32 protein-coding genes and 1 pseudogene are annotated in these 24,658 nt (G+C 28.6%); all 33 read right to left on the reverse strand.

The window, feature by feature from the left end; genetic code table 11:
* Nucleotides 1–106 precede the first annotated feature (106 nt).
* A complete protein-coding gene (gene spoIVB / locus ABWP20_RS11110; RefSeq protein ID WP_353095875.1) occupies nucleotides 107–1,387 on the reverse strand; it encodes a SpoIVB peptidase in 1,281 nt (426 codons plus the stop codon).
* A gap of 159 nt (nucleotides 1,388–1,546) precedes the next feature.
* On the reverse strand, nucleotides 1,547–3,253 hold the full coding sequence (recN, locus tag ABWP20_RS11115) for a DNA repair protein RecN (RefSeq protein ID WP_353095876.1): 1,707 nt from the start codon (nucleotides 3,251–3,253) through the stop codon (nucleotides 1,547–1,549).
* A gap of 30 nt (nucleotides 3,254–3,283) precedes the next feature.
* The gene (locus ABWP20_RS11120; RefSeq protein ID WP_353095877.1) at nucleotides 3,284–4,081 is read right to left on the reverse strand and encodes a TlyA family RNA methyltransferase; all 798 of its coding nucleotides are present in this window, start codon (nucleotides 4,079–4,081) and stop codon (nucleotides 3,284–3,286) included.
* 20 nt (nucleotides 4,082–4,101) lie between these two features.
* Complete coding sequence (locus tag ABWP20_RS11125) at nucleotides 4,102–4,701, reverse strand: hypothetical protein (RefSeq protein WP_353095878.1); 600 nt, start codon at nucleotides 4,699–4,701, stop codon at nucleotides 4,102–4,104.
* Nucleotides 4,702–5,404: 703 nt separating this feature from the next.
* Nucleotides 5,405–6,265, reverse strand: coding sequence for a polyprenyl synthetase family protein (locus tag ABWP20_RS11130; protein ID WP_353095879.1), 861 nt, complete (start codon nucleotides 6,263–6,265; stop codon nucleotides 5,405–5,407).
* 2 nt (nucleotides 6,266–6,267) lie between these two features.
* Nucleotides 6,268–6,501: an exodeoxyribonuclease VII small subunit gene (gene xseB / locus ABWP20_RS11135; protein WP_353095880.1), complete on the reverse strand. Its 234-nt coding sequence runs from the start codon at nucleotides 6,499–6,501 to the stop codon at nucleotides 6,268–6,270.
* Nucleotides 6,491–7,714 (reverse strand): exodeoxyribonuclease VII large subunit, encoded by a 1,224-nt coding sequence (gene xseA / locus ABWP20_RS11140; RefSeq protein WP_353095881.1) that lies wholly within the window; start codon nucleotides 7,712–7,714, stop codon nucleotides 6,491–6,493. Before xseA ends, xseB begins: the two co-directional genes overlap by 11 nt.
* A gap of 18 nt (nucleotides 7,715–7,732) precedes the next feature.
* Nucleotides 7,733–8,140, reverse strand: coding sequence for a transcription antitermination factor NusB (nusB, locus tag ABWP20_RS11145; protein ID WP_353095882.1), 408 nt, complete (start codon nucleotides 8,138–8,140; stop codon nucleotides 7,733–7,735).
* Nucleotides 8,141–8,176: 36 nt separating this feature from the next.
* Nucleotides 8,177–8,413 carry a DUF2273 domain-containing protein gene (locus ABWP20_RS11150; RefSeq protein WP_353095883.1) on the reverse strand — a complete coding sequence of 79 codons (237 nt, stop codon included), beginning with the start codon at nucleotides 8,411–8,413 and terminating at the stop codon, nucleotides 8,177–8,179.
* A gap of 15 nt (nucleotides 8,414–8,428) precedes the next feature.
* Nucleotides 8,429–8,977, reverse strand: coding sequence for an alkaline shock response membrane anchor protein AmaP (gene amaP / locus ABWP20_RS11155; protein WP_353095884.1), 549 nt, complete (start codon nucleotides 8,975–8,977; stop codon nucleotides 8,429–8,431).
* A 59-nt stretch (nucleotides 8,978–9,036) separates the two neighbouring features.
* A complete protein-coding gene (locus ABWP20_RS11160) occupies nucleotides 9,037–9,432 on the reverse strand; it encodes an Asp23/Gls24 family envelope stress response protein (protein WP_353095885.1) in 396 nt (131 codons plus the stop codon).
* 72 nt (nucleotides 9,433–9,504) lie between these two features.
* On the reverse strand, nucleotides 9,505–10,194 hold the full coding sequence (locus tag ABWP20_RS11165; protein WP_353095886.1) for a SpoIIIAH-like family protein: 690 nt from the start codon (nucleotides 10,192–10,194) through the stop codon (nucleotides 9,505–9,507).
* Between the two features lie 12 nt (nucleotides 10,195–10,206).
* Nucleotides 10,207–10,791, reverse strand: coding sequence for a SpoIIIAG-related protein (locus ABWP20_RS11170; protein ID WP_353095887.1), 585 nt, complete (start codon nucleotides 10,789–10,791; stop codon nucleotides 10,207–10,209).
* Nucleotide 10,792: 1 nt separating this feature from the next.
* A complete protein-coding gene (gene spoIIIAF / locus ABWP20_RS11175; RefSeq protein ID WP_353095888.1) occupies nucleotides 10,793–11,401 on the reverse strand; it encodes a stage III sporulation protein AF in 609 nt (202 codons plus the stop codon).
* 17 nt (nucleotides 11,402–11,418) lie between these two features.
* Nucleotides 11,419–12,579, reverse strand: a complete 1,161-nt coding sequence (spoIIIAE, locus tag ABWP20_RS11180; RefSeq protein WP_353095889.1) for a stage III sporulation protein AE — start codon at nucleotides 12,577–12,579, stop codon at nucleotides 11,419–11,421.
* An 11-nt stretch (nucleotides 12,580–12,590) separates the two neighbouring features.
* A complete protein-coding gene (gene spoIIIAD / locus ABWP20_RS11185; protein ID WP_353095890.1) occupies nucleotides 12,591–12,977 on the reverse strand; it encodes a stage III sporulation protein AD in 387 nt (128 codons plus the stop codon).
* A gap of 23 nt (nucleotides 12,978–13,000) precedes the next feature.
* A complete protein-coding gene (gene spoIIIAC / locus ABWP20_RS11190) occupies nucleotides 13,001–13,195 on the reverse strand; it encodes a stage III sporulation protein AC (RefSeq protein WP_072972014.1) in 195 nt (64 codons plus the stop codon).
* A 12-nt stretch (nucleotides 13,196–13,207) separates the two neighbouring features.
* A complete protein-coding gene (gene spoIIIAB / locus ABWP20_RS11195; RefSeq protein WP_353095891.1) occupies nucleotides 13,208–13,732 on the reverse strand; it encodes a stage III sporulation protein SpoIIIAB in 525 nt (174 codons plus the stop codon).
* A 5-nt stretch (nucleotides 13,733–13,737) separates the two neighbouring features.
* On the reverse strand, nucleotides 13,738–14,721 hold the full coding sequence (spoIIIAA, locus tag ABWP20_RS11200; RefSeq protein ID WP_353095892.1) for a stage III sporulation protein AA: 984 nt from the start codon (nucleotides 14,719–14,721) through the stop codon (nucleotides 13,738–13,740).
* 132 nt (nucleotides 14,722–14,853) lie between these two features.
* The gene (locus ABWP20_RS11205) at nucleotides 14,854–15,192 is read right to left on the reverse strand and encodes a CD1247 N-terminal domain-containing protein (RefSeq protein WP_353095893.1); all 339 of its coding nucleotides are present in this window, start codon (nucleotides 15,190–15,192) and stop codon (nucleotides 14,854–14,856) included.
* A 40-nt stretch (nucleotides 15,193–15,232) separates the two neighbouring features.
* The gene (gene efp / locus ABWP20_RS11210; protein WP_353095894.1) at nucleotides 15,233–15,790 is read right to left on the reverse strand and encodes an elongation factor P; all 558 of its coding nucleotides are present in this window, start codon (nucleotides 15,788–15,790) and stop codon (nucleotides 15,233–15,235) included.
* A gap of 19 nt (nucleotides 15,791–15,809) precedes the next feature.
* Nucleotides 15,810–16,244, reverse strand: coding sequence for a type II 3-dehydroquinate dehydratase (aroQ, locus tag ABWP20_RS11215; protein ID WP_353095895.1), 435 nt, complete (start codon nucleotides 16,242–16,244; stop codon nucleotides 15,810–15,812).
* A gap of 52 nt (nucleotides 16,245–16,296) precedes the next feature.
* Nucleotides 16,297–16,818 (reverse strand): shikimate kinase, encoded by a 522-nt coding sequence (locus ABWP20_RS11220; RefSeq protein ID WP_353095896.1) that lies wholly within the window; start codon nucleotides 16,816–16,818, stop codon nucleotides 16,297–16,299.
* 13 nt (nucleotides 16,819–16,831) lie between these two features.
* Nucleotides 16,832–17,098, reverse strand: a complete 267-nt coding sequence (locus ABWP20_RS11225; protein WP_353095897.1) for a late competence development ComFB family protein — start codon at nucleotides 17,096–17,098, stop codon at nucleotides 16,832–16,834.
* Nucleotides 17,099–17,113: 15 nt separating this feature from the next.
* Nucleotides 17,114–18,142 carry a hypothetical protein gene (locus ABWP20_RS11230; RefSeq protein WP_353095898.1) on the reverse strand — a complete coding sequence of 343 codons (1,029 nt, stop codon included), beginning with the start codon at nucleotides 18,140–18,142 and terminating at the stop codon, nucleotides 17,114–17,116.
* 18 nt (nucleotides 18,143–18,160) lie between these two features.
* Complete coding sequence (locus tag ABWP20_RS11235; protein WP_353095899.1) at nucleotides 18,161–18,727, reverse strand: PilW family protein; 567 nt, start codon at nucleotides 18,725–18,727, stop codon at nucleotides 18,161–18,163.
* Nucleotides 18,693–19,121 carry a prepilin-type N-terminal cleavage/methylation domain-containing protein gene (locus ABWP20_RS11240; protein ID WP_353095900.1) on the reverse strand — a complete coding sequence of 143 codons (429 nt, stop codon included), beginning with the start codon at nucleotides 19,119–19,121 and terminating at the stop codon, nucleotides 18,693–18,695. Before ABWP20_RS11240 ends, ABWP20_RS11235 begins: the two co-directional genes overlap by 35 nt.
* 14 nt (nucleotides 19,122–19,135) lie before the next feature.
* On the reverse strand, nucleotides 19,136–19,498 hold the full coding sequence (locus ABWP20_RS11245; RefSeq protein WP_353095916.1) for a GspH/FimT family pseudopilin: 363 nt from the start codon (nucleotides 19,496–19,498) through the stop codon (nucleotides 19,136–19,138).
* Between the two features lie 12 nt (nucleotides 19,499–19,510).
* Nucleotides 19,511–19,612: pseudogene (locus tag ABWP20_RS11250) on the reverse strand (pilus assembly FimT family protein); the annotation flags it as partial.
* Nucleotides 19,596–21,635, reverse strand: coding sequence for an S-layer homology domain-containing protein (locus tag ABWP20_RS11255; protein ID WP_353095901.1), 2,040 nt, complete (start codon nucleotides 21,633–21,635; stop codon nucleotides 19,596–19,598). The pseudogene ABWP20_RS11250 and the gene ABWP20_RS11255, both read right to left, overlap by 17 nt.
* A gap of 12 nt (nucleotides 21,636–21,647) precedes the next feature.
* Nucleotides 21,648–23,027, reverse strand: a complete 1,380-nt coding sequence (locus ABWP20_RS11260) for a LysM peptidoglycan-binding domain-containing protein (RefSeq protein ID WP_353095902.1) — start codon at nucleotides 23,025–23,027, stop codon at nucleotides 21,648–21,650.
* Nucleotides 22,993–23,577, reverse strand: a complete 585-nt coding sequence (locus tag ABWP20_RS11265; protein ID WP_353095903.1) for a PilN domain-containing protein — start codon at nucleotides 23,575–23,577, stop codon at nucleotides 22,993–22,995. The genes ABWP20_RS11260 and ABWP20_RS11265 overlap by 35 nt, the downstream gene beginning before the upstream one ends.
* A 2-nt stretch (nucleotides 23,578–23,579) precedes the next feature.
* Nucleotides 23,580–24,644: a pilus assembly protein PilM gene (gene pilM / locus ABWP20_RS11270; protein ID WP_353095904.1), complete on the reverse strand. Its 1,065-nt coding sequence runs from the start codon at nucleotides 24,642–24,644 to the stop codon at nucleotides 23,580–23,582.
* Between the last annotated feature and the right edge of the window lie 14 nt (nucleotides 24,645–24,658).

Here is a 24,658-nt window from a genome sequence, read left to right on the forward strand (position 1 = left end):
TATATCCCCCTGTTTTTTAAAGTTTGTTATAATATATACTAATTCGACAAATATATTAAAACTCCTTCTTTTTTTAAAAAATTTAAAAAAAATAAGCCATAAAGGCTTATTTAGTATTCATTTGCTCTAGCATCCATTCTATATATATACCATAACCCTTAGTTGGATCATTTACAAAAACATGGGTAATGGCTCCGATTAATTTATCATCTTGTATTATAGGACTGCCGCTCATCCCTTGTACTATTCCGCCAGTTCTATCTAAAAGTTTTGGATCCGTAACTTTTATTACCATACTTTTTTGATCAGCCTTTAATTGTGGTTGTACCTTTACTATTTCAATTTCAAATTTTTCTATATTATTACTATCAATAGTAGTTAAAATATATGCTTTTCCAACCTTTATTTCCTCTTTAAAGCCAATTGGTATAGGGCTATTTTCAATAGAATTCATATTATCCTGTTTTACTGTTCCATATATACCATAGGGACTATTAATATTTATATCTCCAAGTAAATTATCAGTTTCATAAAATACACCTCTAATTTCTCCGGGAGTACCTTTTTTTCCTTGCTCTACTTTAGATATTTTGGCATTCATTATTTTGCCTTTTTCTACTGATAATAATCCTCCAGTATCTACATCAACAATCCCATGACCAAGTGCACCAAATTCGCTTGTATTTTTATTATAATATGTTAATGTTCCAATGCCAGAAGTTTTATCCCTTACCCAAATTCCAAGTCTATAACAATTATCTTGCATGCTTTGCATAGGTTTAGCTTCAGTAACAAATTCTGCTTTATTTCTCTGTACTACCATTTTTACATTAGTATCTTTTATATTATTAAGGATACTAACTACATGTTCAGCATCCTGTACCTTTACTCCATTTATTTCTACAATACTATCTCCTACTTTTAACCCTGCATCTCTAGCTGGACTAGATCTATGTCCTTTAATATCAATAACATCTGTTACTGCAACAACTAAAACGCCTTTAGTATTTAATCTAACCCCGATAGCATTGCCACCTGGAACTAATTCTGGCCTATTTATAACATTTACATTATAATTTTTAACTGGAATAAAACCTAAGAGCTTTAGCTGAATTTCTGCTTCTCCTGCATCTATTCCATTTAACTGGTAAGATTTTTTTAATCCAATATTCTCTGTTTCGTTATAACTAGCTTCTATTACATTCTCCTTTTCTTGGCTAATATCCAAAAAAAATGGAAATGATATATCTAGGTTTTTATTCTCTCCTTTAACAATATTGATATTTGAAGGATAAAATAAAATTTTATTGTTCTGAATACTTAAACATAATACAATTAATATTAAAATGGAAATTACAATTTTATGGTTAAATTTTAATTTACCCAACCTATTATCACTCTCCTAATTGGCTTTATCAAACTCACCTCCTGTTTTTGAATTTCATATATAATTTAGCCTTTTTTTTGATTAATTATTCTCTATTAAAAAATTTTTAAATGTCAACTGATTTAAGTTTTACCAATAAAAAAGTGTCTTGACACAAAGTCAAAACACTTTTTTTCTTTTAATCTTTTTAGACATTTCAATCATTTCAGAGGCATGTTTAATTGTAGTATCAGTTAAATCAACACCTCCTAATAATCTCGCCATTTCTTCTATTCGTTCTTTATCTGATAACTTAGAAACTAAAGTCTTAGTCTTATCTTTTAAAACTATTTTATTTATAACAAAATGGCTATCTGCTAAAGCAGCAATTTGAGGTAAATGTGAGATACAAATAACTTGATGCTTTCTTGAAATATCATGTATTTTCTCACCTACAATTTGAGCAGTTCTGCCAGAAATTCCAGAATCAATTTCATCAAATATCATAGTTGGTATTTGATCAAAAAAAGCCACTATACTTTTAAATGCTAACATTATTCTAGACATTTCTCCACCAGATACAATTCTTGATAAGGGTTTTAAATTTTCACCTACATTTGTAGATATAAGAAACTCTATCTTATCTTTTCCTTCTGATGTAAATTGAGGATTTTCCTCAAAATTAACTTTAAAATCAACTTTTGCCATATTTAGTTCTGTCAATTCTTCTTTTATACCTTTTTCTAATATCTTTGCAATTTCTTTTCTTTTAGTAGATAATTTAATCGAATATATTTCAAGATTTGTCTCTAATTCTAATATTTTATTATTCGTCTCTTCAAATTCTTTTTCAAAATTAATTAATTCATCTAACCTTTCTTGACATTCATTTCTAAATTCTAAAATTATCTCTATAGTATTTCCATATTTTTTCTTTAATTTATTTACGAGATTAATTCTTTCTGTTAAAAAATTTAACCTTTCAGAGTCTATTTCTATATTATCTAAATAATCCTTTAGTTCTCTATATAAATCCTGTAATTCATAGTTAATTCCTTCAAATTGTTTATGTAAACCTAAAAGTTTTTCATCAAACTTTTTTGCATTATTTATAAGAGAAATGCTTTTATTCATTAAATCAAGTATACTAGATGTACCAAAACTTTCATTGTTTATATAGGATAGCGATTCCCCAATAGAACAAACTATTTCATTTATATTAGATAGTTTTCTATACTCGTTTTCTATATTGCACTCATCATCTTTATTAAGTTGAGATTCATCAATTTCTTGAACTTGAAATTTCAATATATCTATTTCTCTATCTCTCTCACGACTATCTATAGATAATTTTTTTAGTTTTTTCTTTTCAGATATCCATTCATCATAATACATCCTAATTTTTGACTTCAATTCTAGTAATTCCACATCTCCAAAAGAATCTACTAAAACCCCATGATTAGAAGGATCTAATAATGATTGATGCTCATGTTGCCCAAATATATCAACTAGTTTTGTTGTTATATTTTTTAACATACTTAAAGTAATATTCCTTCCGTTAATTCTAGATAAACTAGGACCATTTAAGTAAATCTCTTTAGAAATAATTAAAAGATTATCATTATCCATATCTATAGAATACTCTTCTAATAAAGGACTTATACTAGAAGGCTCTTCTATATAAAAAACTCCCTCTAATACTGCCTTTTCATATCCTGATTGTATAAAATCTTTATTGCATCTAGATCCTAAGATAATTCCTATTGCTTCTATTAAAATAGATTTACCAGATCCAGTTTCACCAGTAATAATATTTAATCCCTTAGTAAAATTTATTTTTAGTTCCTCAATAATTGCAAAATTTTTAATATTTAACTCTACTAGCATATAAAAACCCCCAAATTAATAGAATTACATTTAACTAAGAGTATTATGAGCTTCTTCAATAACTGCAAAAATTGATTCATCATTTACTATACTATCAAAATTGTTTTTCAAATAAATAAGAAATTCAATGTTTCCTGTTGCTCCCGTTATAGGTGAATATGTTAGTCCATAAATTCCTAAATCAATTTCATGACAAAATTCCATCATATTTCTTACTACATCAAAATGAATATTTTTATCTCTGATAATTCCTTTCTTTCCTACTTTATCTTTGCCAGCTTCAAATTGTGGTTTTATTAAAGCTATAATTTCCCCTTTTTCGCTTAATAATTTTTTCGCCACAGGTAAAACTAAACGTAGAGAAATAAAAGATACATCTATTGAAATAAAATCAATATCTTCTCCAATCTCTTCATCTGTTACATGCCTAATATTTGTTCTTTCCATCACAACTACTTTCGGATCATTTCTTAACTTCCAATCTAATTGTCCATAACCTACATCTACAGCAAAAACTTTAGATGCCCCATTCTTCAACATACAATCTGTAAATCCTCCAGTAGAAGCGCCTATATCCATAGTAACTTTGTCTTGTAAAGATATATTAAATTTACCAATAGCTTTTTCTATCTTTAATCCACCACGACTCACATATATATTAGGATTTTCCTTAATAGTAATTGGAGCATCTTCATCTAATTTCTCTCCAGGTTTATCAACCCTAACATTTCCAACAAAAACCGAACCCTCCATTATGACTCTCTTTCCTTTTTCTCGAGAATCAACTAACCCTTTTTCATATAGAATTACGTCTGCCCTTTTTTTCAACTATCATCTCTCCAAATTAATTACTTTTTATTTTTTTTATTTTTACTTGGAAATATATCTATGCCAAAATTTTTCTCAATAAGATTTAATATCTTTGCTATACTATAAATAATCTTCTCATAGTTAAATAAGGCTATTGATTTACCAAAAGCCTTTCCCCCTACAGTCAATGCAGCGATTAAAGATGTAATGATTATTGTAAATATTGTTCCATTTGCTAAATCATATCTAGCTATTAATTTATATATTATTGTGGTACCTGCTGCTCCAGATAAGATACCACTAATATCCCCTATAACATCATTACAAAAATTAGATACCTGTCCTGCATTTCTAACAAGTTTTATTGCAAATTTTGCTTCTTCAACTTTGTTAGCTGCCATAGCATGAAATGGTTTTTCTTCAGCAGTAGTTACAGCTATACCAATAATATCAAAAATAATTCCTATCATAATAATTATTATTAGAACAATAAATGCCATTGCAATATCTAAATTTTTCACTAAATTTTCAGTAATAACAGATACAACAATAGACATAAGAAAAGTCCATATACTTATAAAGAAAACCCATTTTAAATTATACTTGGCAGAAACTCCCTCATCTTCTTTTTTGTTCATATATCAATATTCCCCCAGTAACCCTATTTATATAGAATAATATACAAAAAGCTGATAGCTATGAGCTATCAGCTTTTAAAGTGGTAGTAAACTGTGTAAATCTTACGGCTTTAGGTCCAGCAGGATTTCCCTAATAAAAACTGTCTGTCGCCATAACAGCGGTTTCCCTTTAATTCTATTACTATCTTGTCGCCAAAGATAAAACTGGATTGCCACTTAGTCCGCACTGTAATCCACAATCTACCTCTTCTAGAACAGTCTAGGAGTTTTCCTCTACAGCCATTCTATCCCTTAGCCTCTTTTGCAAAATAGGTTTCGATAACAGAACTTAAGATATATCGGGCCCTTCAATATCCTAAGTTGAACTCATCATCCGCCATACTTCACTCAAGGCAGGCTACTCTGCATCTAGTAATATATACATAGCAGGTTTATCATATTATGCCAATTTAAAATAGCATAACATGTCTCCACGAGAGTAGGGTCATCGCCTGCATGCCATTGCAGATCGCCCCATCCCTCTTACTCCCTGTAATGACCCACGACTGGGCGTCGCAAGCCAAAACAAGGAACTTCATCGATATGCCCTTCGACGGATTTTTAGCCCCGCCCTCTAGAATAGTTGTGCTGACTAGAATACTGTACCACTCAAGCTAAAAATATTATAGCATACTTAGTATCAAAATTCAATTTATATATTCTACTATCTATTGCGTTTTACTAATTCCTCAGTTAAATCAATAAGGAAACCAGAATCTCTATTTTCTAGATTTTTTAAGCACTCAATAGCTCTGTAGCTATATTCATTAACTGCAGATTTAGCTTTGTTAATGTCATGAAATGTTAAATAAGTTAATTTTTTTATACTAGAGTCCTCTTCCATATCTAAAATATCATCTCTAATTTGATAGGCCAATCCAAGATTAAATCCGAATTCCCTGATAAGTTCAATCTCACTATCTGTTGCCTCACCAATAATAGCACCTGAAACTAAAGCAGCTTGTATTAAAGCAGCAGTTTTGGTCTTATACATGAATATTAGTTTTTCTTCCGTCATGGTGTCATGACTAGAAAACAAATCAACCACCTGCCCTCCAATCATACCAAATACCCCTGAATATCTGCTAATTTCTTTAAGGACTCTCACATGTCTTTTATATTCATCTATTGTTTTAACTTTTTCCATATGATTTGAAATAGTCTCAAAAGCCAAGTTCAACAAACCATCACCAGCAAGTATTGCCATAGCCTCACCAAATACTTTATGATTAGTTGGTTTACCTCTTCTAAAATCATCATCATCCATAGCTGGAAGATCATCATGTATAAGAGAATATGTATGTATCATCTCAATTGCCATTGCATAAGGCATTATTTCCTCTATATCTTTTTTAAACATCTCATAAGACTTTATAGCCATTATAGGTCTTAATCTTTTTCCACCAGTAAATAAACTGTAATCTATAGCTTCAAAAACCCTTTTCTGATAACAAGTTCTATCTTGAAATATCTTGTTAAGTTCCGAATCAATAATAGAATTTAAACGTTTTAATTCATCCTGCATTACTACACCTCCACTGGGAACTTAACTTCCGTCATATCTCCGTCACTATCTTTTAGCAAAACATTAATTTCCCCTTCTGTTTTAGATAACAATTCATTACAATAATTATATAATTGAATTCCCTTTTTAAACTTATCCATAGATTCATCAAGAGTACAATTATCATCCTCTAACTCTTTTAATATAACTTCTAACTGAGAAACAGCTTCCTCATAAGTTAATTTCTTATCTTTCATCTGTTGCTTCCCCCTTATTAATGCCTTTTACTATAGATTTTATCCTGCCATCCTTTAGCAATATATTAATCTCTTCATCTAATACAATATTCTCAATAGACTTAATAATTTTTCCACTGTCATCAGTCAAAAGACCATATCCCTTATCTAAAGCTAAAAGTGGATTTAATACATCAAGACTATTTTTTAATACTAATAGTCCAGTTCTTCTATCCCTAGTCTTCTTTTCCATCAAATAGTTTAAATCTCTAAATATATTATCAATTTCTTGTCTTTTATCTTTCAACTTATTTACAGGACTATAAAATTTAATATTTGCATTTAAATGATTTAGTTCTATTCTACAATCTTCCATAAGACAATAAATATTCTTAGTTAATCTTTTGTATTTGGATTTTAGTTCATTAGATAAATGAATAATATCTGGCACAGAAAGTTCTGCTGCTGCTGAAGGCGTAGGCGCTCTTAAATCTGAAACAAAATCTGCAATGGTAAAATCTGTTTCATGACCTACAGCAGAAATGATAGGAGTCTTCAATTTATAAATAGTTCTAGCTAATTCCTCATCATTAAAAGCAAAAAGTTCTTCTATAGAGCCTCCCCCTCTACCAGTAATTATTAAATCTATATCATCTCTACTATCTAAGTATTTAAGTCCTTCACAAATTTCTTTAGGTGCCTGTGCACCTTGTACCAAAGATGGATAAATGAGGATATTGCATGGGGGAAATCTTCTTCTAACAATAGTAATAATATCTCTTATGGCTGCACCCGTAGAGGAAGTGACAACACCAATTTTTCTTGGCATAAATGGTATAGGCTTTTTATTGGATTCTAAAAACATCCCTTCAGCCTCTAATTTTCTCTTTAATTCTTCAAAAGCTTTATATAAATCTCCCAATCCACTCTCTTTAATATGCCTAATATAAAACTGATAATCCCCTTCCTTTTCATATATGGAAATATATCCAGTTGCTACAACTTTCATTCCATCCTCAAGATCAAACTTCAAATTCTCATTATCACTTTTAAACATAACCGCCTTGATTTTACCTTTTTCATCTTTAAGATTAAAGTACATATGACCACTATAATGATGTTTAAAGTTTGATATTTCTCCTTCAATACTTAAATTAGATAAAATCATATCACTTAAAAACACTCTTTTTATATAACTATTTACTTCACTTACTCTTAGAGGTCTTATATCCATATTCTACCCCCACAGTACTTATTTTTTATCAATATTTCTAACAAATCCACCTAATACTCCATTAATAAACCTAAAGGATTCCTCTGTACTATATTTTTTTACAATTTCAATTGCTTCATTAATGGATACTTCAACTGGTATATCTTTTCTATATAGGATTTCATATACAGCTATTCGTAAAACAGCTAAATCAATCTTTGCCAATCTTTTTAAATTCCATCCTTCTGAATATAATTCAATATATTTATCAATTGAATCTAAGTTCTCTGTTATCTTTGTCATAGCATCTAATATATATTCCTTTTCCAATTCATCAAAATGAAAATTATTAAGGTATATATCCAATACGTCATCAGAAAAATCCTCATTTACCTCCATTTGATAGAGTATCTTCATTGTTCCTTCTCTTGCTTGTTTTCGTCCCATTTTTCCCTCCTAAAAATATAAAACTATAATATCATATTAATTTCTACCACCTGGAGGAAGTATCCTTTCCAATATCTCTCTAAAATTAATATTTTTATAGGATTTGCTCCCTATAATATATCCTATACAAGTACATATAAAAATAAACAATGTTTTGAAAAAACCAATAATAAGAATTGTAATACCTAATAATAATCCCAAAAAAGCACCAAAAAACTTTCCCTTATTATTATTAATTAATTCTAAAATCTCCCTTAGCATTTGTTTACCCATAGACGACACCCCATTTTATCTTATCACTCTATTAGGCACTGATACATTGCTTGCCTTTACTTTTACTTCATTAACCTTAGCTCCAGTTGCATCTTCAATATATTCCTTCACCATGGCTTGTAATTCCTTAGTAACTTCTGGAATATTAATTCCAGCTGAAACATCACCTATAAGTTCAATATAGACTTGTCCCTCAGAGAGATTTACATTAATTTTAATATTACTTATACCCGAAAATTTATCAACAACATTTTGTACTAATCCAACTATTGTATTGGAATAAATAACTATTTCACCATATTCATTTCTTGTAGTCAAATATGAATAAGTTTCTTTGGATTCCTTTCTAGAAAAACCAGAAAAAATAATTCTTATACTAAATATAAATAAGATTACTCCTGCTAAAGTATAATAATAATTTTTACTCATACTTCTTACTATATCAACAATACCCTCAACTGATAAAATCCCAGGAATATTAAAAGGAATGACAATGATACAAAATGATAATATCAATATACATAGGGAAAATAAAGCAATAATTAATCTATCTAAGATTTTCATAAGTATATCTCCTCTCTTAGTATTTAAAATTACCCTCTGGTTTACAGAGGGTAAATATACTATTTTACTCTAGGTTCTACTTCTATCTTTCTCTCCTTTGGAATATTCACTCCTTGAATATTTACATTTACTTCTACAATATTTAAACCTGTCATAGTTTCTACTGTATTTTTAACATTTTCTTGTACTTTTTCACCAATTTCTGAAATTTTTGAACCATATTCTACAATAATATATAAATCTATAGCAGCTTCTTTATCTCCAACTTCTACTTTAACACCCTTAGATAAATTCTTCATGCCTAACATTTCAGTAATGCCACCAGTAATACCGCCGCTCATTCCTGCTACACCATCAACTTCAGTAGCAGCAACTCCAGCAATAATGGCAACGACATCATCTGAAATCTTTACAGTCCCATGTTCAACATTTTCATCATTATAATTATCAACCAAAATTAACACCTCCATACAACTATAAGTTCTTAAAGTTATTATATCAGAGGACAGTACCATTTACAAACATTTCTATTGTTTTTTCATTATTTTAATATTATTACTATCATAATCTGTTTCAGACTTTACTATGTCTAAAATTTTCACCATATCCTGCTCACTTAGCTCCTTAGAGGATACCACTATTTTTATATCCTTATCTGTTAAAAATACAATGGCATCTTCAAAACCTTTGCCCTTTATTAACCCTTCAATTTGAAGCTCTTTCTCTGAATTATTTCCAAGCTTTATTATTTCTTTTTGGGCTTCTTTTCTTACATCTTCTGCAGTATTTGAATTGTTAGTAATCACATCTAATCTATCTATCAAAGATGCTCTTAGTTTATCTCTAGACAATCTATATTCAACAAAATAATTTTTACTTACTTTACTTGCATCTGTATACATTGCCTCCAAAGCTTCATTTCCTTCACTTTTTGCAGAATCAATTACGTCTATTTCTCCTGTAATTTCAGTACCTTCCGCTTTTTCTATATCTTCGCCTTTCTCCATTTCGGCTTTTTCCAAGTCTTCAACTTTTCCTATATCTTCTTCATTTTCTTCAGACTCTTTGTTTTTAGCTAATTCCATAAGTTCATGATTTTGATAATCCTTTGATGATTTTCTTTGAGCTTGCTGAGTTAGTTGATGATTTAAATATCCTGTAAATACTAACAGTACAACCAATAAACCTATTATTGCTGGTCTTTTAATTTTAAACATAATTATTCCCCCTTATTTACTTGAATATACTTGGACTTTATTCCCTTTTATTCCTAATACAGTCTTTACACCATCATAGAGCATCTCCTTTATTTCAGGATCATCAGCCCCTTCTGCAACTACAATAACCCCTTGAACAGTAGGCTTGATTTCCTTAACTACTAATAGTGACCCATCATTACCTCTTGTTACTATTTGGGTCGTTAAATCCTCTCTATGTATTTCCCTCGTCCCCCCTTCTGAATCATTCTCTGAGGTATTTTCTGTAGTCTTTGTTGTATTTGTAGCAGCAATCTTTTCTACACTATTTTCTAAAGTTATCATAACACTTACTTTACCAACTCCATTTAATTTACTTAAAATATCAACTAGCTTTTTCTCTAAATAGCCACTATAATCAGATTCCAGAGTATTTTCAATATCCTTTATATATTTATCTGTAGTACTATCAATATTTTTAGTCTTTGGCCCAAGAAAAATATTAGTTACAATTAAAAATATGATGGACATAAGTAGTATTATGAATAAATTATTAATAAACTTTTTGTTATTCATTTTTGTAAGAGCATTTTTTATTTTATCTAGTATTTCGTTCATTCTACTCACCTTTCCCCTTTTTATATATTTTTATATTTATCCTATTTTTATCTACTGTATATTTAGTAGATATTAGCTCTTTTATATCATCATAATCTCCGTCTAACAACTCTCCTGTATTTATATTATTTCTAATATCAATAGACTTTACCTTTTCAATGGAAATTTTATTATCATTTGTGATATTATCATCTTCACATATGATAATATCTAGATAATCTATATCCCCATAATCTTTTTCTTCTTCAATTATTCCAACTGTAATATTTACTACTTTATAATCAGTTTTTTCTTCAACTATTCCTCTTATTTCACTTACTATCTTTTCTTTATATACTTTTTTAATTTGCTCCTCTTGCTGAATATAAAACTCATTATCCTGTATATCTTTAATTGAATCTGGCTTAGAATAATTAAATACTGCCTGTTCAAAGTTAAAATTTAATTTTACAAGTTTTACAAAAGGGCTAATGATTGTAAATATAATTAATAATCCTATTACCATATTAATATACTTTTTCATATTTCCTTTTGGCATAATAAGCTCTGCAATGGAAATAAGTATAAAAAGAATGACTATATCCTTTAACCATGTACTTATAAAAGACATTATATACATATCTCCACCTACCTTAGCATTAGTAATTTATTCCCCGTCTCTACAATAATAGTTATAGTAATAAAAAACATTGTTCCTATGGAAATAAGACTGACTAAAACAAGTAACAATGATTTTCCTACTTGGTTAAAAAATTCTACTAAGTTATTAGAACCTATTGGCTGTATAACAACAGCAATTATTTTATAAGTAAATAATAATACTAGAATCTTTATAACAGGTAATATACATATAAACAGTAAAACTAAAAGTCCAATTACCCCTAATCCATTCTTTAGAATTGCAGAGCAGCCTACTACAGCTTCAACTGCATCAGATAAAAATCCTCCTACTATAGGTATAAATTTGTCCACAGCAAATTTTGCCGTCCTTATTGTCAATCCATCCATTTTAGTTCCTAAACCATATATTGTAATTATCCCTATAAATAGAGTTAATGCTCCAGATATTATAAATGTTATTACTTGTCTACCTAATTCAGATAATTTACTAAATTCCATCCTATTTGAGATATTGCTTATTATACTTATAATAAATGAACAATAAATCAAAGGTAAAATTATACTTTTTATTAACATACCAATAAGATTAACTGTCATAAGTATCATTGGATGAAATAACATCTTTGTATTAGGTCCAGAAGCAGCCGTAAGCAAAGTAAGCAGTATTGGAAGAATTACCTGCATAAATCCCACCATATTATCAACAGTCTCCTTTACTAAGTCCATAATTTGAGCAAAACTGCTTATTACCAAAATTGCTATCAAAACATATGAAATATAATTTGCTAGTTCTGAAACAGAGGCATTCTCAAATGTGGATTGGAGATTAGTCAATATTGAAGAAATTAATGTGATAACTAGTATCTTAGCTAGCAAAATCAAAGAAACTCTTAATTCTTTTAAAAAAATCAGCAATATATTTTTAACAATATCTTTAAAGCTTAAAGAAATGTTTCCTTTTATTAAATTTCTAAGAAATTCTCTAGTATTTAACTCTGGTAAAAGTTCATTTTCTTTTATAGCATCTTCTATAACCTTTTCTAAATTACTTATATTTAAAATATCCATTTGCTCATCCATGATAAATGAACTATTATCATCAGCATAAACAGTAATTCCAGATATCATTAAATATATAATAAAAATAATAAGATATTTTTTTTTCATATGTTTCACCCTTAAGGAAGTATTTTTATAATTAATTCCATGAGAGCTAAGAGAATGGGAATTGCAAGAACCATAATTAATACTTTTCCCCCTAACTCAATTTTCATGGCAATGCTTTCTTCTCCTGCATCCCGCGATATCTGTGCTCCGAATTCCACTATATATGCCATACCAATTATCTTGAGAATTGTAGAAAAATATGCAAATTCTACATTTATTCTTCTAGCTAGGGTATTTAAAATTCCTATTACATAGGATAATTCTCCTAAAATCATAGAAAAAATGATGACACCTGTTAATAAGCTTATAAATAAGGCAAACTCTGGTCTTGTACCCTTTAAAACTACAATAAGTACTGTAGCCACAATTCCTATGCCTACTATTTTAATAATTTCCATCTTTCATTCCCCTTAATATAGTATTACAATCTAAATAATACTTTTACATTATCAAAAAGTTTGCTAATTAAGTTAATTACAATGCCTAATACAATGACTACACCTAGTAATGTAGTAAAAAAAGCATATTCTTCTTTCCCTGATTTATCTAGTACTATATTTAAAGCAGCTATAACCACACCAAGTCCAGCAATTTTAAAAATTAAATCTACTTCCATATCTTTCCTCCCCTAAACTAGTAAAATTATTATCCCGATTCCCGTTATAATTCCTAAGCCTCTATACATCTTCTCATTTTTATTTCTTTCTATTTTTGCTTCTAAAATTTGAGCACCAATTTGATTTAATATCAATGTGAAATTCTTCTGTTGATCCATCCTATCTGATGTTCCTAAAACTCTTCCTAAAGATAAAAAAACCTCAACATCTTCCTTCTGCAAATGAAGATCATCATATAATCTGCTTTCAACTGATAGAAAACTATTATATACTCCTCCTCCCTTGTTTAAAAATAAATCATTTTTTATTTCTTCAAATATATAGGATACTTTCCCTTTACCTTTATTAAACACATTAGATAAAGCCTCAGGTAGTGGAGTTGCACCATATACTATTTCTGTTTCCAATATCTTAATACACTGCTCCAAATATATGAGGTTATCTAATCTAGATGAAAAAGTTTTTCCATAAAGATATCCTATTGTAGTTGAAGTTAAAAAAATTAATAATATAGATATCACTTTTAATAAAACCATACCAATCACCTTCTTGAATTATAAATAGGATTAAAGCTATAGCCATCTAATATTTCCTTTATACTGCCCACACCCCTTGACCTGTCAAGTATAATAAATCTTTCAAATATCTTTTCTTCGAATAATTCTCTCATACTGGATTTGTTCATTATTTCCTCCATACTGCTTCCATGAATAGTTGCTATAAGTTTTATACCAGCTCTTAAAGCTTCATTAATGGCGTCTACATCTTTTTTACTACCTATTTCATCTACAGCTATTATATCTGGTGATAATGCTCTAATTGCCATTATGATTCCATCTGACTTTAGGCATCCATCCAATACATCTGTTCTAATCCCAATATCATTCTGTGCTATTCCCTTATACATTCCTGCAATTTCTGATCTTTCATCAACTACACTTACTTTAAGTCCATTGGAATTTAACAAACCAAAACCATTGCTTAAATTTCTAACTATATCTCGCAGCAATGTGGTCTTCCCACATTGAGGAGGTGATATGATTAATGTATTATAAAATATTCTAGGTTCCTTAACTAAATAGGGGATTATACTATCTGAAACTCCTAGAATTTCCTTTCCTATTCTTATATTTAATGAAGAAATATTCTTTATGGTTTCAACTCCATTAGGACCATATATTACTTTTCCACCAATGCCAACTCTATGTCCACCTTTTATTGTGATAAATCCATTTCTAATTTCCTCTTCATATGCATATACAGAATAGTTGCTAATAATCTGAAATGTATTTTTAATATGTTCCTCTTTAACAACCATTGCTTTTGACGGGACACTGCTGACACTACTATCTCTAGATATGAAATAATCCTTAGCTCCATATGAAATAGTTAATGGTCCTTCATTTCGAAGTCTTATTTCTTCTACTTTTTCCTTATGATTAGAAGGAATTCCAGCTAATACAATATTTAATTCTTTACATAGATTTTCAATTACGGAATTATATATACTAGAATTTCTTGACATAACCTGTCCCTCCTTTATATAAATTCTATGATTGTACAATCTATATATTCCAAAAAAATAAAAAAGGATTTAAATAAAAAAAGGTTCTAAAGCTAAATAAAAAGCTTTAGAACCTTTTTTATTTTTAATAAATTATTCTTCGTCATCGTCTCCACAATGACAACAGCAATCGTCATCATCACAGTAGTCTTCATAATCATCGAAATCAAAATCATCATAGTCTTCATAATCATCGAAATCTTCATCAGTTCCATATATTTCATCTTCTACATCTGCTAAATCTTCATCGATAAAAGTTACATACTCTTCTAATTCTTCTTGATTTTCGATAGATTCATCTAATACATCTACAAATTCTTCTAGCACATTCACTATTTGAAGTAGTAATTTACCCTCTTTAGAACTCTCATCAACTCCTAGTCCATCTGCTAATCCTCTTAAATAAGATACTTTTTGCATTAAATATTCCATTCTTAACCCTCCTAATTTTATATTTTAAAAACATTATTACCTATTTTCTCGATAAATAGTCACCAGTTCTTGTATCTATCTTTATTATATCTCCTATATTTACAAACAAAGGAACTGTTATAACTGCACCTGTCTCTACAGTAGCTGGTTTATTAGCACCAGAAGCAGTATCTCCCTTTACGCCTGGTTCAGTTTCAGTAACTTCTAATTCAACAAAGTTTGGTGCGTTTACCTCAAAAGCCTTTCCATGATAGAATCTAATAGTAGCATTATCATTTTCTTTTAAGTAAACCATAGCATCTTCTACAGCATCCTTCTCTAATGGCAATTGTTCATAAGTTTCAGTGTCCATAAAATAATATAATTCACCATCATTGTATAAATATTGCATTTCCTTAGTCTCTATCTGAGCCTTTGGGAATCTCTCTGTTGGGTTAAAAGTAACCTCTTTAGTTCCTCCAGACATTACTGATCTTATCTTTGTCCTAACAAAGGCTGCTCCCTTTCCAGGTTTAACATGTTGAAAATCAACTACTTGGTATACGTCTCCATCCATTTCAAATGTTATACCCTTTCTAAAGTCACTTGCTGATATCATATTTTTACCCTCCTATATTCTACTTATTCAATAATTTTAAAGCATCCATAGCAATTAAGTAACTACTGGATCCTAAACCTGATATTTGTCCAGTGCAAACAGGAGCTATAACAGATTCTTTTCTGAAATTTTCTCTTCCATAAATATTAGATAAATGAACCTCTATTACGGGAATATTAAGGATTTCTATAGCATCTCTAATAACAATACTATAATGAGTAAATCCCGCTGGATTAATAATTAAACCTGCATATTCAGATGCTATAATTTCCTGAATTTTGTCCACAATCTCTCCTTCATGATTTGATTGAAAAATTTCAACATCCATATCCAACTCCACAGCTCTGTTTCTAATAAGTTTATTAATTTGCTCTAAGGATTCTCTACCGTATATCAAATTATCTCTTTTCTCTAAAAGATTCAGATTTGGACCATGGATAATAAGTACTCTCATAATTAAACTTCCTCCACTTTCCACTTTATTATATCAGTCTCTATTATTTACCTCAAGACTTAATTTTAACACATCTTCTTAAAATTTCATAGATAATTTCATCAATTGATTTTCCATCAACAAAAACTACAAAATCAGCAGAAGATATGTATAACTTTCTTCTATTATTATACATTACTTCTACCTTTTTATATATATCTTCTCCATTATTTAACAATGGTCTGACAGTAATATCATCTTTAATATTATTTACAATACTCTCTACTGAAGATTCCAATAGTATTAATATACCCTTCTCTCTCAGCATCACTATATTGTTATTATTTAATACTATACCCCCTCCTGTAGATATTATTAAATTTTCTTCTTCATGTAATTCACTAATAATTTCACTTTCTAATTTTCTAAAATAATCTTCTCCATACATTGCAAATATATCGTTAATACTTATACCTAATTTGTCTTCAATAATACTATCTGTGTCAACAAACTTCTTGTCTAATACTATGGATAAAGCTTTACCAATTGTTGTCTTTCCTACACCACTCATACCAATCAATACAATATTTTTCAATATCATCACCTAGTTAACTATGTTTAGGATTTCTTCCTACAATTTCAATAGCTTCTGTTACAGCGGCTATTACATCTGTATTAAATTGCTGATTCATACTATTTACCTTAGAATATAAATACCCTTCTTCAGTTACTACATATTTAGGATGTAAATTATTCAAGGCAATAGCCGCTATATCCAATTTACATTTCTCACATAAACATTTTATATCTACTTTCTTTTCTATATTATTTATGACGTTAAGTACTTCATCTTCTATTAAATTATGTAATTCCATTGTTTTCCCTCCATATTAATTGCGTTTTATTAAATCTATTTTTGTTTCAATAAATCCTGGTAAATATGTTCCATACTTATAAACAGAATGTCTGCTATACAATATATTAGAATTCTTTAGAAAATCATTATTAATTATATTATCAAGAATTACCATTCCTTTAATATCAACTCTTACATCATTATTTATCCTTATATCTCCATCCTTTACTATTATTATGCCGTTAAACTGAAAATCTTTGGATATTATTATATTTCCCTCTACATATATAACACCAGAAAGTTTTATAACCTCCTTTTTAGTATCAGTATCTCCAATAAATAAATTGGTAAGATACTCACCAAAACTCTTTGAAATTATAAATATCTCTTTCTCATTAAACTTTTCTACATATGGCACTACCATTGCATCCCTATAAGCAGATATAACAAAACCATTACTCCCTCTATCTAAAATAATATTATTAAAATCTATGGATTCCATACCATAAATATTCTTTGATTTATTGCAATCCTTGATGTTAATATTTTCTGATATATTTAACAATAAATCATTTAATTCCTCTTTGTATTCATCCTCTATTAAACTTGTATCTAAAATGGGAACTTCCATTTCAAAAAACTTATTAAATAATTTGACAGATGCTTCTATAGTGGTTCTTAGACCATTAAAGTCACTTTTGGCCACAAGAATCAACTCTTTTTTATTCTCTCTATCTACAATAACCACTTTAACTTTATCCATTTTATCCTCTAATTCCAAATCTTCTTCATCTATTAGAATATTTTTAGGTGGTTTTGAAAAGGGAACGGTTCTAAAATACTCTGTAAGAATTGGATATAGCTGATTTAAATAATATTTGTCCTCATTAAGTACCATATATATTTTTCCTTCTGCCAAATAATAGGACTGAATATTATTAGAAGTCGAATTTAATATTAGATGCTGTAGCCCAGTAGTAGATTCTAGATATAATATCATAACCATCATTACAGACATAACAATCAAACAAATAATAGATATAAATCCACCCCTAGTTTTCATAGAACCTCCAAATATTTATTAATCAATTGGACATCTAATGTAAATATCAGATTTTAATTCTAGCCTCTCATGAGTATGTTTGAACTTTAAGTCTAAATGAATCATAGAATTTTCAATATCGAATTTAGTATCTTCAATACTACTTGCAAATCCACACAATTCGTTATATCCATCAAATTTAATATAAGAAGGATATTTATCATCCTTAACTCCACAAGCTAACCTAATAATTTTATCATTTTTTCTATAATAAGTACTGTATCTATATATATTATAATCTATATTCTCCTCTATCACCATAGTGACGAAACCAACATTAGTCGGAAACTTCTCTTTTAACCCAACTATTTTATCCGATGAAATTATCTTATCTGCTGACTTGATTTCTTCCTTAATATACTCAATAGCATGTCTGCCATTTAACCTTAATTCTTCCTTTTCATCTCCTATTGCACATGCATCTATAGAAAATTTAAAAATACTACAAATTGGTGTTATAATTAATGAACAAATTCCAATTGCCAAGATTACTTCTATTAAGGTAAACCCCTTATTTTTGTGGAATATATGCAGTGTACTCAACATAATTAATATTATCCCCCTTTACATTATGAAATACAAAAATAGAGACTTTCCATAATGAATCCGATTTTTGGGTCTTATATATTTTTAAGAAATACTCTTCATTCTCTTTTCTTTCTTTTGGTACACAAATCTCAATGGAATCATTTTCTTTAAATACTTCTACTATTTCAGCTATATCTGTATCATAGATAAACAAATCTGAACTACTATTTATATTAAAAGCTTTAATTTTTTCCATTGACATTTCCCCAATATACATCATTTCCATCTTTGTTTTTTGATTTTCAAATCTAATAAAAGATAAATTGAGTATTGGCAAAATATTAACTGCAATCATCCCTAGTAAAAATAATCCTAATATACTTTCAACTAAAGTAAATCCTTTTCTACTCAAGTTAATTCCCCATTTCATCTACCCTTTACATAAAGATTAACCTTGCCAGTTGCTGGGGTTATAGTTATTTCTATATTTTGTTTTTTTCTATTGGTAAGTAAAATAGTTCCAGAGTTGTTTGGCGCACCACTTGGATAAAATTTTGTATATCCATTGAAATTGTTTCCTTTAATTTTTATTCCATTAGATAAGCTGACTTTTTTTATTGTTTTAGCATTTATCCCATTGTCTTTAGCAATTCTATAGCTATTTTTATTAACATCTACATATAAAATATAAATACAATTTTCTACTACCGCACTGTTTCTAGCAAAAATAATATCTCTTTTAAATTCCATTAATTCTTTCTTCTCCCTAATGTTAAAGATAATTTTCACACTAGGCATTCCTATAGATAGGACAATAAGAATTAATGATATTGTCACTATTAATTCTACTAAAGTATAACCATATTTCCTATTACAATTTATATTGTCAATACTGCCATTCATTTAATCGATGTAGCAGAAAAGTAAATTCTGCTCTAGTTATTTTATTATTCATACTATCTTTGCTATTTGAACGAACCTTCTTTTCATAAAGCATTTTATTTGCAAAATAATCCCATTTAAAATTATTATTTAATACTCTAGCCATTATAGTCTCAACTTCTTTATAAGTAATTGGATTATTAGGTCTAAAGGTATTGTCAGAATATCCATTTATGAATTTATAATATGTGGCATATGATATGGCCTTTTCTGCATAACCGAATTTATTATAGTCCTTAAACATAGTTACATTTGTAGAATCATATGGAGGATACCAATTATATAGTCTACTTAACATAGTTACAAACTCTCCTCTTGATATTTGGTTATTTGGCTTAAAAGATTTATCTGGATAGCCATAAATAATTTCCCTTTTAACGTATGTGTTTATTTCATCTTTTGCCCAATGTCCCCTAGAATCATGAAATATTGGCAATTCATTATCAACTCTAACTGCATAAATATTTCCAGAAAGATTAATATTCTTTAAATTTATATCTGCGACTAAGTAGTCACCATCCTGAATAGATGGAATATAGATCCATTTATCATAATGGTATTTATATATACCATATTTAATATCCTTTCCATAGGATTTAAACTTAATAGTTACTTTTTTATTCTTATCAAATGTACCTGCAGCATTCATAATCTTTAACCCATAAACTTCAGAAGCTTGAGTATGCCTAGTAGAGTTAGGGTTTATATATGATACTGGTATTCTATCTATAGTTATAATTATATCATTGTAATAGGTTCCAGCCTCAATATCTACCAAAAACTTGTCATCTTCAGGTATTCCAATATTATTCTTTCCATCAATTAATATCTTTTCCGTATGTGTCTTCACTTTATTACTATCTTGCTGAAGTTTCTTATAGATTTCATTATATGATTTCATAAACTCATTCCAATAACCAATTATAAATCCAAGTCTATAATTCTCTGATTGGAAATCAAGTCCATATTCCGTAGAAATAACACTATCACTAACTTTATGTTTTTCCCAAGAATTAGTTTTTCCCAATGTAATATCTATAATTGCTGCATACTCACCTTTCATCTTGCCTATGGTTCTGCCACCTTCTTCACCATTTAAATCAGGTGTTTCTATTGCCTCTTTATTAGCATTTCTAAAGGCATCATTATAATAGATCATATATCCTCCATTAATTTTTCCACCAGATTTACTTTGACCAAATTCAAATCCTGCTAAAAATGATTCTCTATACTCTCTAGATTCATTATCTAAATTAAACATATCCATGATTTCTCTATTAGATGGCATATTTCGTTTATAGTTATTGCTACGTCCTAGTAAATAATCTCTTTTCCCATTTATCTCGGCTAAATCTTTAGCATATTCATCTCCATCTTCTAAACCTTTTTCATATGAATAATCATCTTCTCCTAATTTCGCAATCTGGAATGCAGCTTCAAATGATATTTTATATGCTTTTCTAAACAAATCTATAAATCCATCCCTATATTCCCTTAATTCTTTATTAAGTTCAAACATATCCTTTATTTTTCTGTCACTAGGAATATATCTTTCCCAATCATTCTTCTTTCCATTTTTATATGCAATATAACCATCTATCCTACCCATAATAGTACCAAAATCTTCAGCACCATAGATAATCATAGTATCTTGTCCATTTTCTAGTCTATATGCAGTATAATAAGCTTCTTCAAACTCATCCTCGTAAGCTTCTTCAAAACCGTCTATATAATCCTTAGATTTACCATCTATATTAAAATCACGTTTATAATCTCTAAGATTAGATTCTAAAACCCTTCTCATGGTATTAGTCTTATCCCTTCCATCGGAAATCCCAGTAGCAGTCCCGTCTTTTCTACCTCTTTGAATACCATCATCATACCCTCTTTTATAATCAAGACTATTTTTATCTGCATATACATTAACACTACTTACAATTATCACGATAAATAATATAATCGATACCAATCTATGATTTTTCATTAATTCACCTTCTTATGGCTTTTTTAATACAAGAATCTTCCCAACGTATAATTCATCACTAGATTTCATTTCATTAAGTTTCAATATGTCATTTGTATATCTATTAGTATCATAATATTCCATACTTATTTTCTCTAAAGTATCACCCTTTCTAACCACATGAAAAATATAATCCCCTGCATTTATATCATTTCCATCTTCATCAATATTTCTAGTATATACTACTTCCAATTTATCCATTAGAAGAACACCATAATCATCCCTATCTTTAGGAATTTCAACATATAATTTATCTAATTTAAGAGGATAAACATTTAAGTCCTCTGGAGGAGTTGTCTCTATATATTTCCATCCAGTCCAGCCTATGCCTTTAGTCAAAGGAAGATAAATTTCCTCTCCCATTTGACCGAGAAATAGGATCCCAATAGTAGCAGGAGAATAATCATAAGAATAAACCCAAAGCCCTATGGAATTTGATGGATATTTAATTATTACATTGTTTTTAGAAGCATCTATAAAGCCCCGATTTTCTTCTTCAACAGCTATAATATCATATTCAAATCTTAAAGAAAATTTCTTTGATTTCGCTTTAGTAGATTGAGTAATAGAACCTTTAACAAGTTCGTGAGAAGGCAAAAAATATGTATTTTTATTTTCAAAATCTAGTAAGATCTCCTCTATATAAGGCTTTACTTCTGTATTTTTTATAATACACTCATTACTTTCATCCTTAAACTCTTCATAGGGAATAAATGGAGTATTTTTAACTTCATCATTTGATATATCTATATATACTACATCACTATCTGTATCTACAATACCATCTAAGGCATATACCTTTAATATCATATTTCCATCTAAGTTCCCAGCAATATCTCTATCCATAGATATACTTTCCAATAATATATTTCTAGGACTATTTTGTAATGCTCCTATAATATCTATAATTCCTTTATATGAGCCATTATATGGTACAGATATGTCCATGTTCTTTACCTGAAAATCACCTATATCTTCATAACTAGGTCTATTAAAATTTATATCTACTATAGAAACTGTATCATGCTCTAATAATTCATTTAATAAATATATTATCTGAGCTTGATCTAATTTTGGAAAATATTTGGATATTATATTTTCTTTTTCTTCGTGTAAAGTATCCCATTCTTTATTAATATCACTTTCCTTCCTAAGTACATCATTAATTTCATTTATTTTTAGTTGATATTCTAATTTCTGTGCATTTAAATTTGCTATTTTATTGGACAGTGGTGTAATAATAAATTTATAGCTTCCCAAAGTCAATAAAACAATTCCTAAAATACTTAAAAGAAATTTCTCATTTTTAGTTAATTCTCTAATTTTGATTTTCCTCTTCAATGACTTCTCCATTATTATCCACACCCATTAATGTAATGTTCAAACTAAAATTATAATTTTCTCCTTGTTTTGATATATTGGATACAAAAATCTCTTCGCAATTTTCTAAGGATTCTAGCCCCTTCTGAAATTCAGCAATTGCCCATTTATCCTTAGATATACCAACTATATAGATATCTTCCCCTTGTATACTTAGAGATGTAAGAAATATTTCATCTGGAATATTATCATTAATCTTATCCAATAAAACTTTATCAACTGTATCTCTTTCACTAATGGCTGTATCCAGTAGCTTTAGTTTTTCCACAGATTCTCTAAATTTCTTTACTTCTATTTCTTTTTCTCTAATCTCCTCAACCTTTTCCAAAGTTTTGGAATCTTCCACTGTACTCCTAAGACTTTTTACTATCTTTGTTTCTCGCCTTATAACTATTTCACTATATATTAAAAAAATTAATACTGATATAGCCACGGATATTAGTACGGTGAAATATATAATTTTTTTATCTATTTTAAATTCTTTCTTTTCTATATAGATTTCAAAAAAGTTTAAATCTCTCATCTTTACACCTTATCAAATCGAATTAATCCACCTATTGCATTGGAAAATTTGCTTAAATCTCCATCCCACTTTATTTTATCTAAGGAAAGTAATTTAATAGCAGGGATATTAAAATAATTTGAAAACAGGTTGTCCACACCATTAATATTAGAAAGTCCACCTTCCAATACAATAAAATTGATTATATTACTTGAATCTCTAGTAATATAATATCTAAATATCATTTCAATTTTTTCCATTAGATTAATAAATATATTTTTTACAATGTTTACCAATCTATAATATTCCGTATATTCTTCTTTATATATGGATATATCTTCTATTTCCTCAATCTTTTGCTCCATTTCATTTAAAGAACAATCAAAAAATTCTCCTAGATCTTCATATAATAGTTCTGCTCCTATATCTATAATCCTAGACACCTCTATATTTCCATTTTTTATTATTGCAAGTTTAGAACTATTATATCCTATATCTATTGATGCTAATACTAGATCTCTAGTATTATACAATCCATTTACTCTCTCATTAAAACCTAATAGCTTAGCCATTGAATTACTCTGATAATCTAAAACTTGTGGTTTTAAACCTATATTCTTTATTAGTTCAAAATGACTTTCAATCATATCTTTAGGTATCCCTATTAAAAGAATGTTTATCTTTTCTACTTCATCTTCTATTCTATTTCCTATAATTAGGTGATTAATTATATATTCCTCAGGACTTACTGGGAAAAAATCATCTAATTGATATTTAATAATAGAGTCTATCTCATCTTTTGAGACTTTTGGTATAGTAATTTCCCTAGTTATAATATTGGAACTATTTATAATAGCATATACTGAATCAGTTGAAATTTTATTATCCTTTAATGCATCAATTATTAAAGTAGATAATACATCCTTATTTAATATTTCACCATTTTTATAGAAATAAGATTCTATAGGTATTGTAATAGCTTTAAATATTTGAATATTGTTTTTGGAATACTTACCTTCTATGACTTTGATTTCTTTAGAACCAAAGTCTATAGATAGGGCTTTTCTTGGGATTGATGGTAATCTCATAGGCATTACCTCCT

Source organism: Tissierella praeacuta, assembly GCF_040396155.1.
Taxonomy (GTDB): Bacteria; Bacillota; Clostridia; order Tissierellales; family Tissierellaceae; genus Tissierella; species Tissierella praeacuta_A.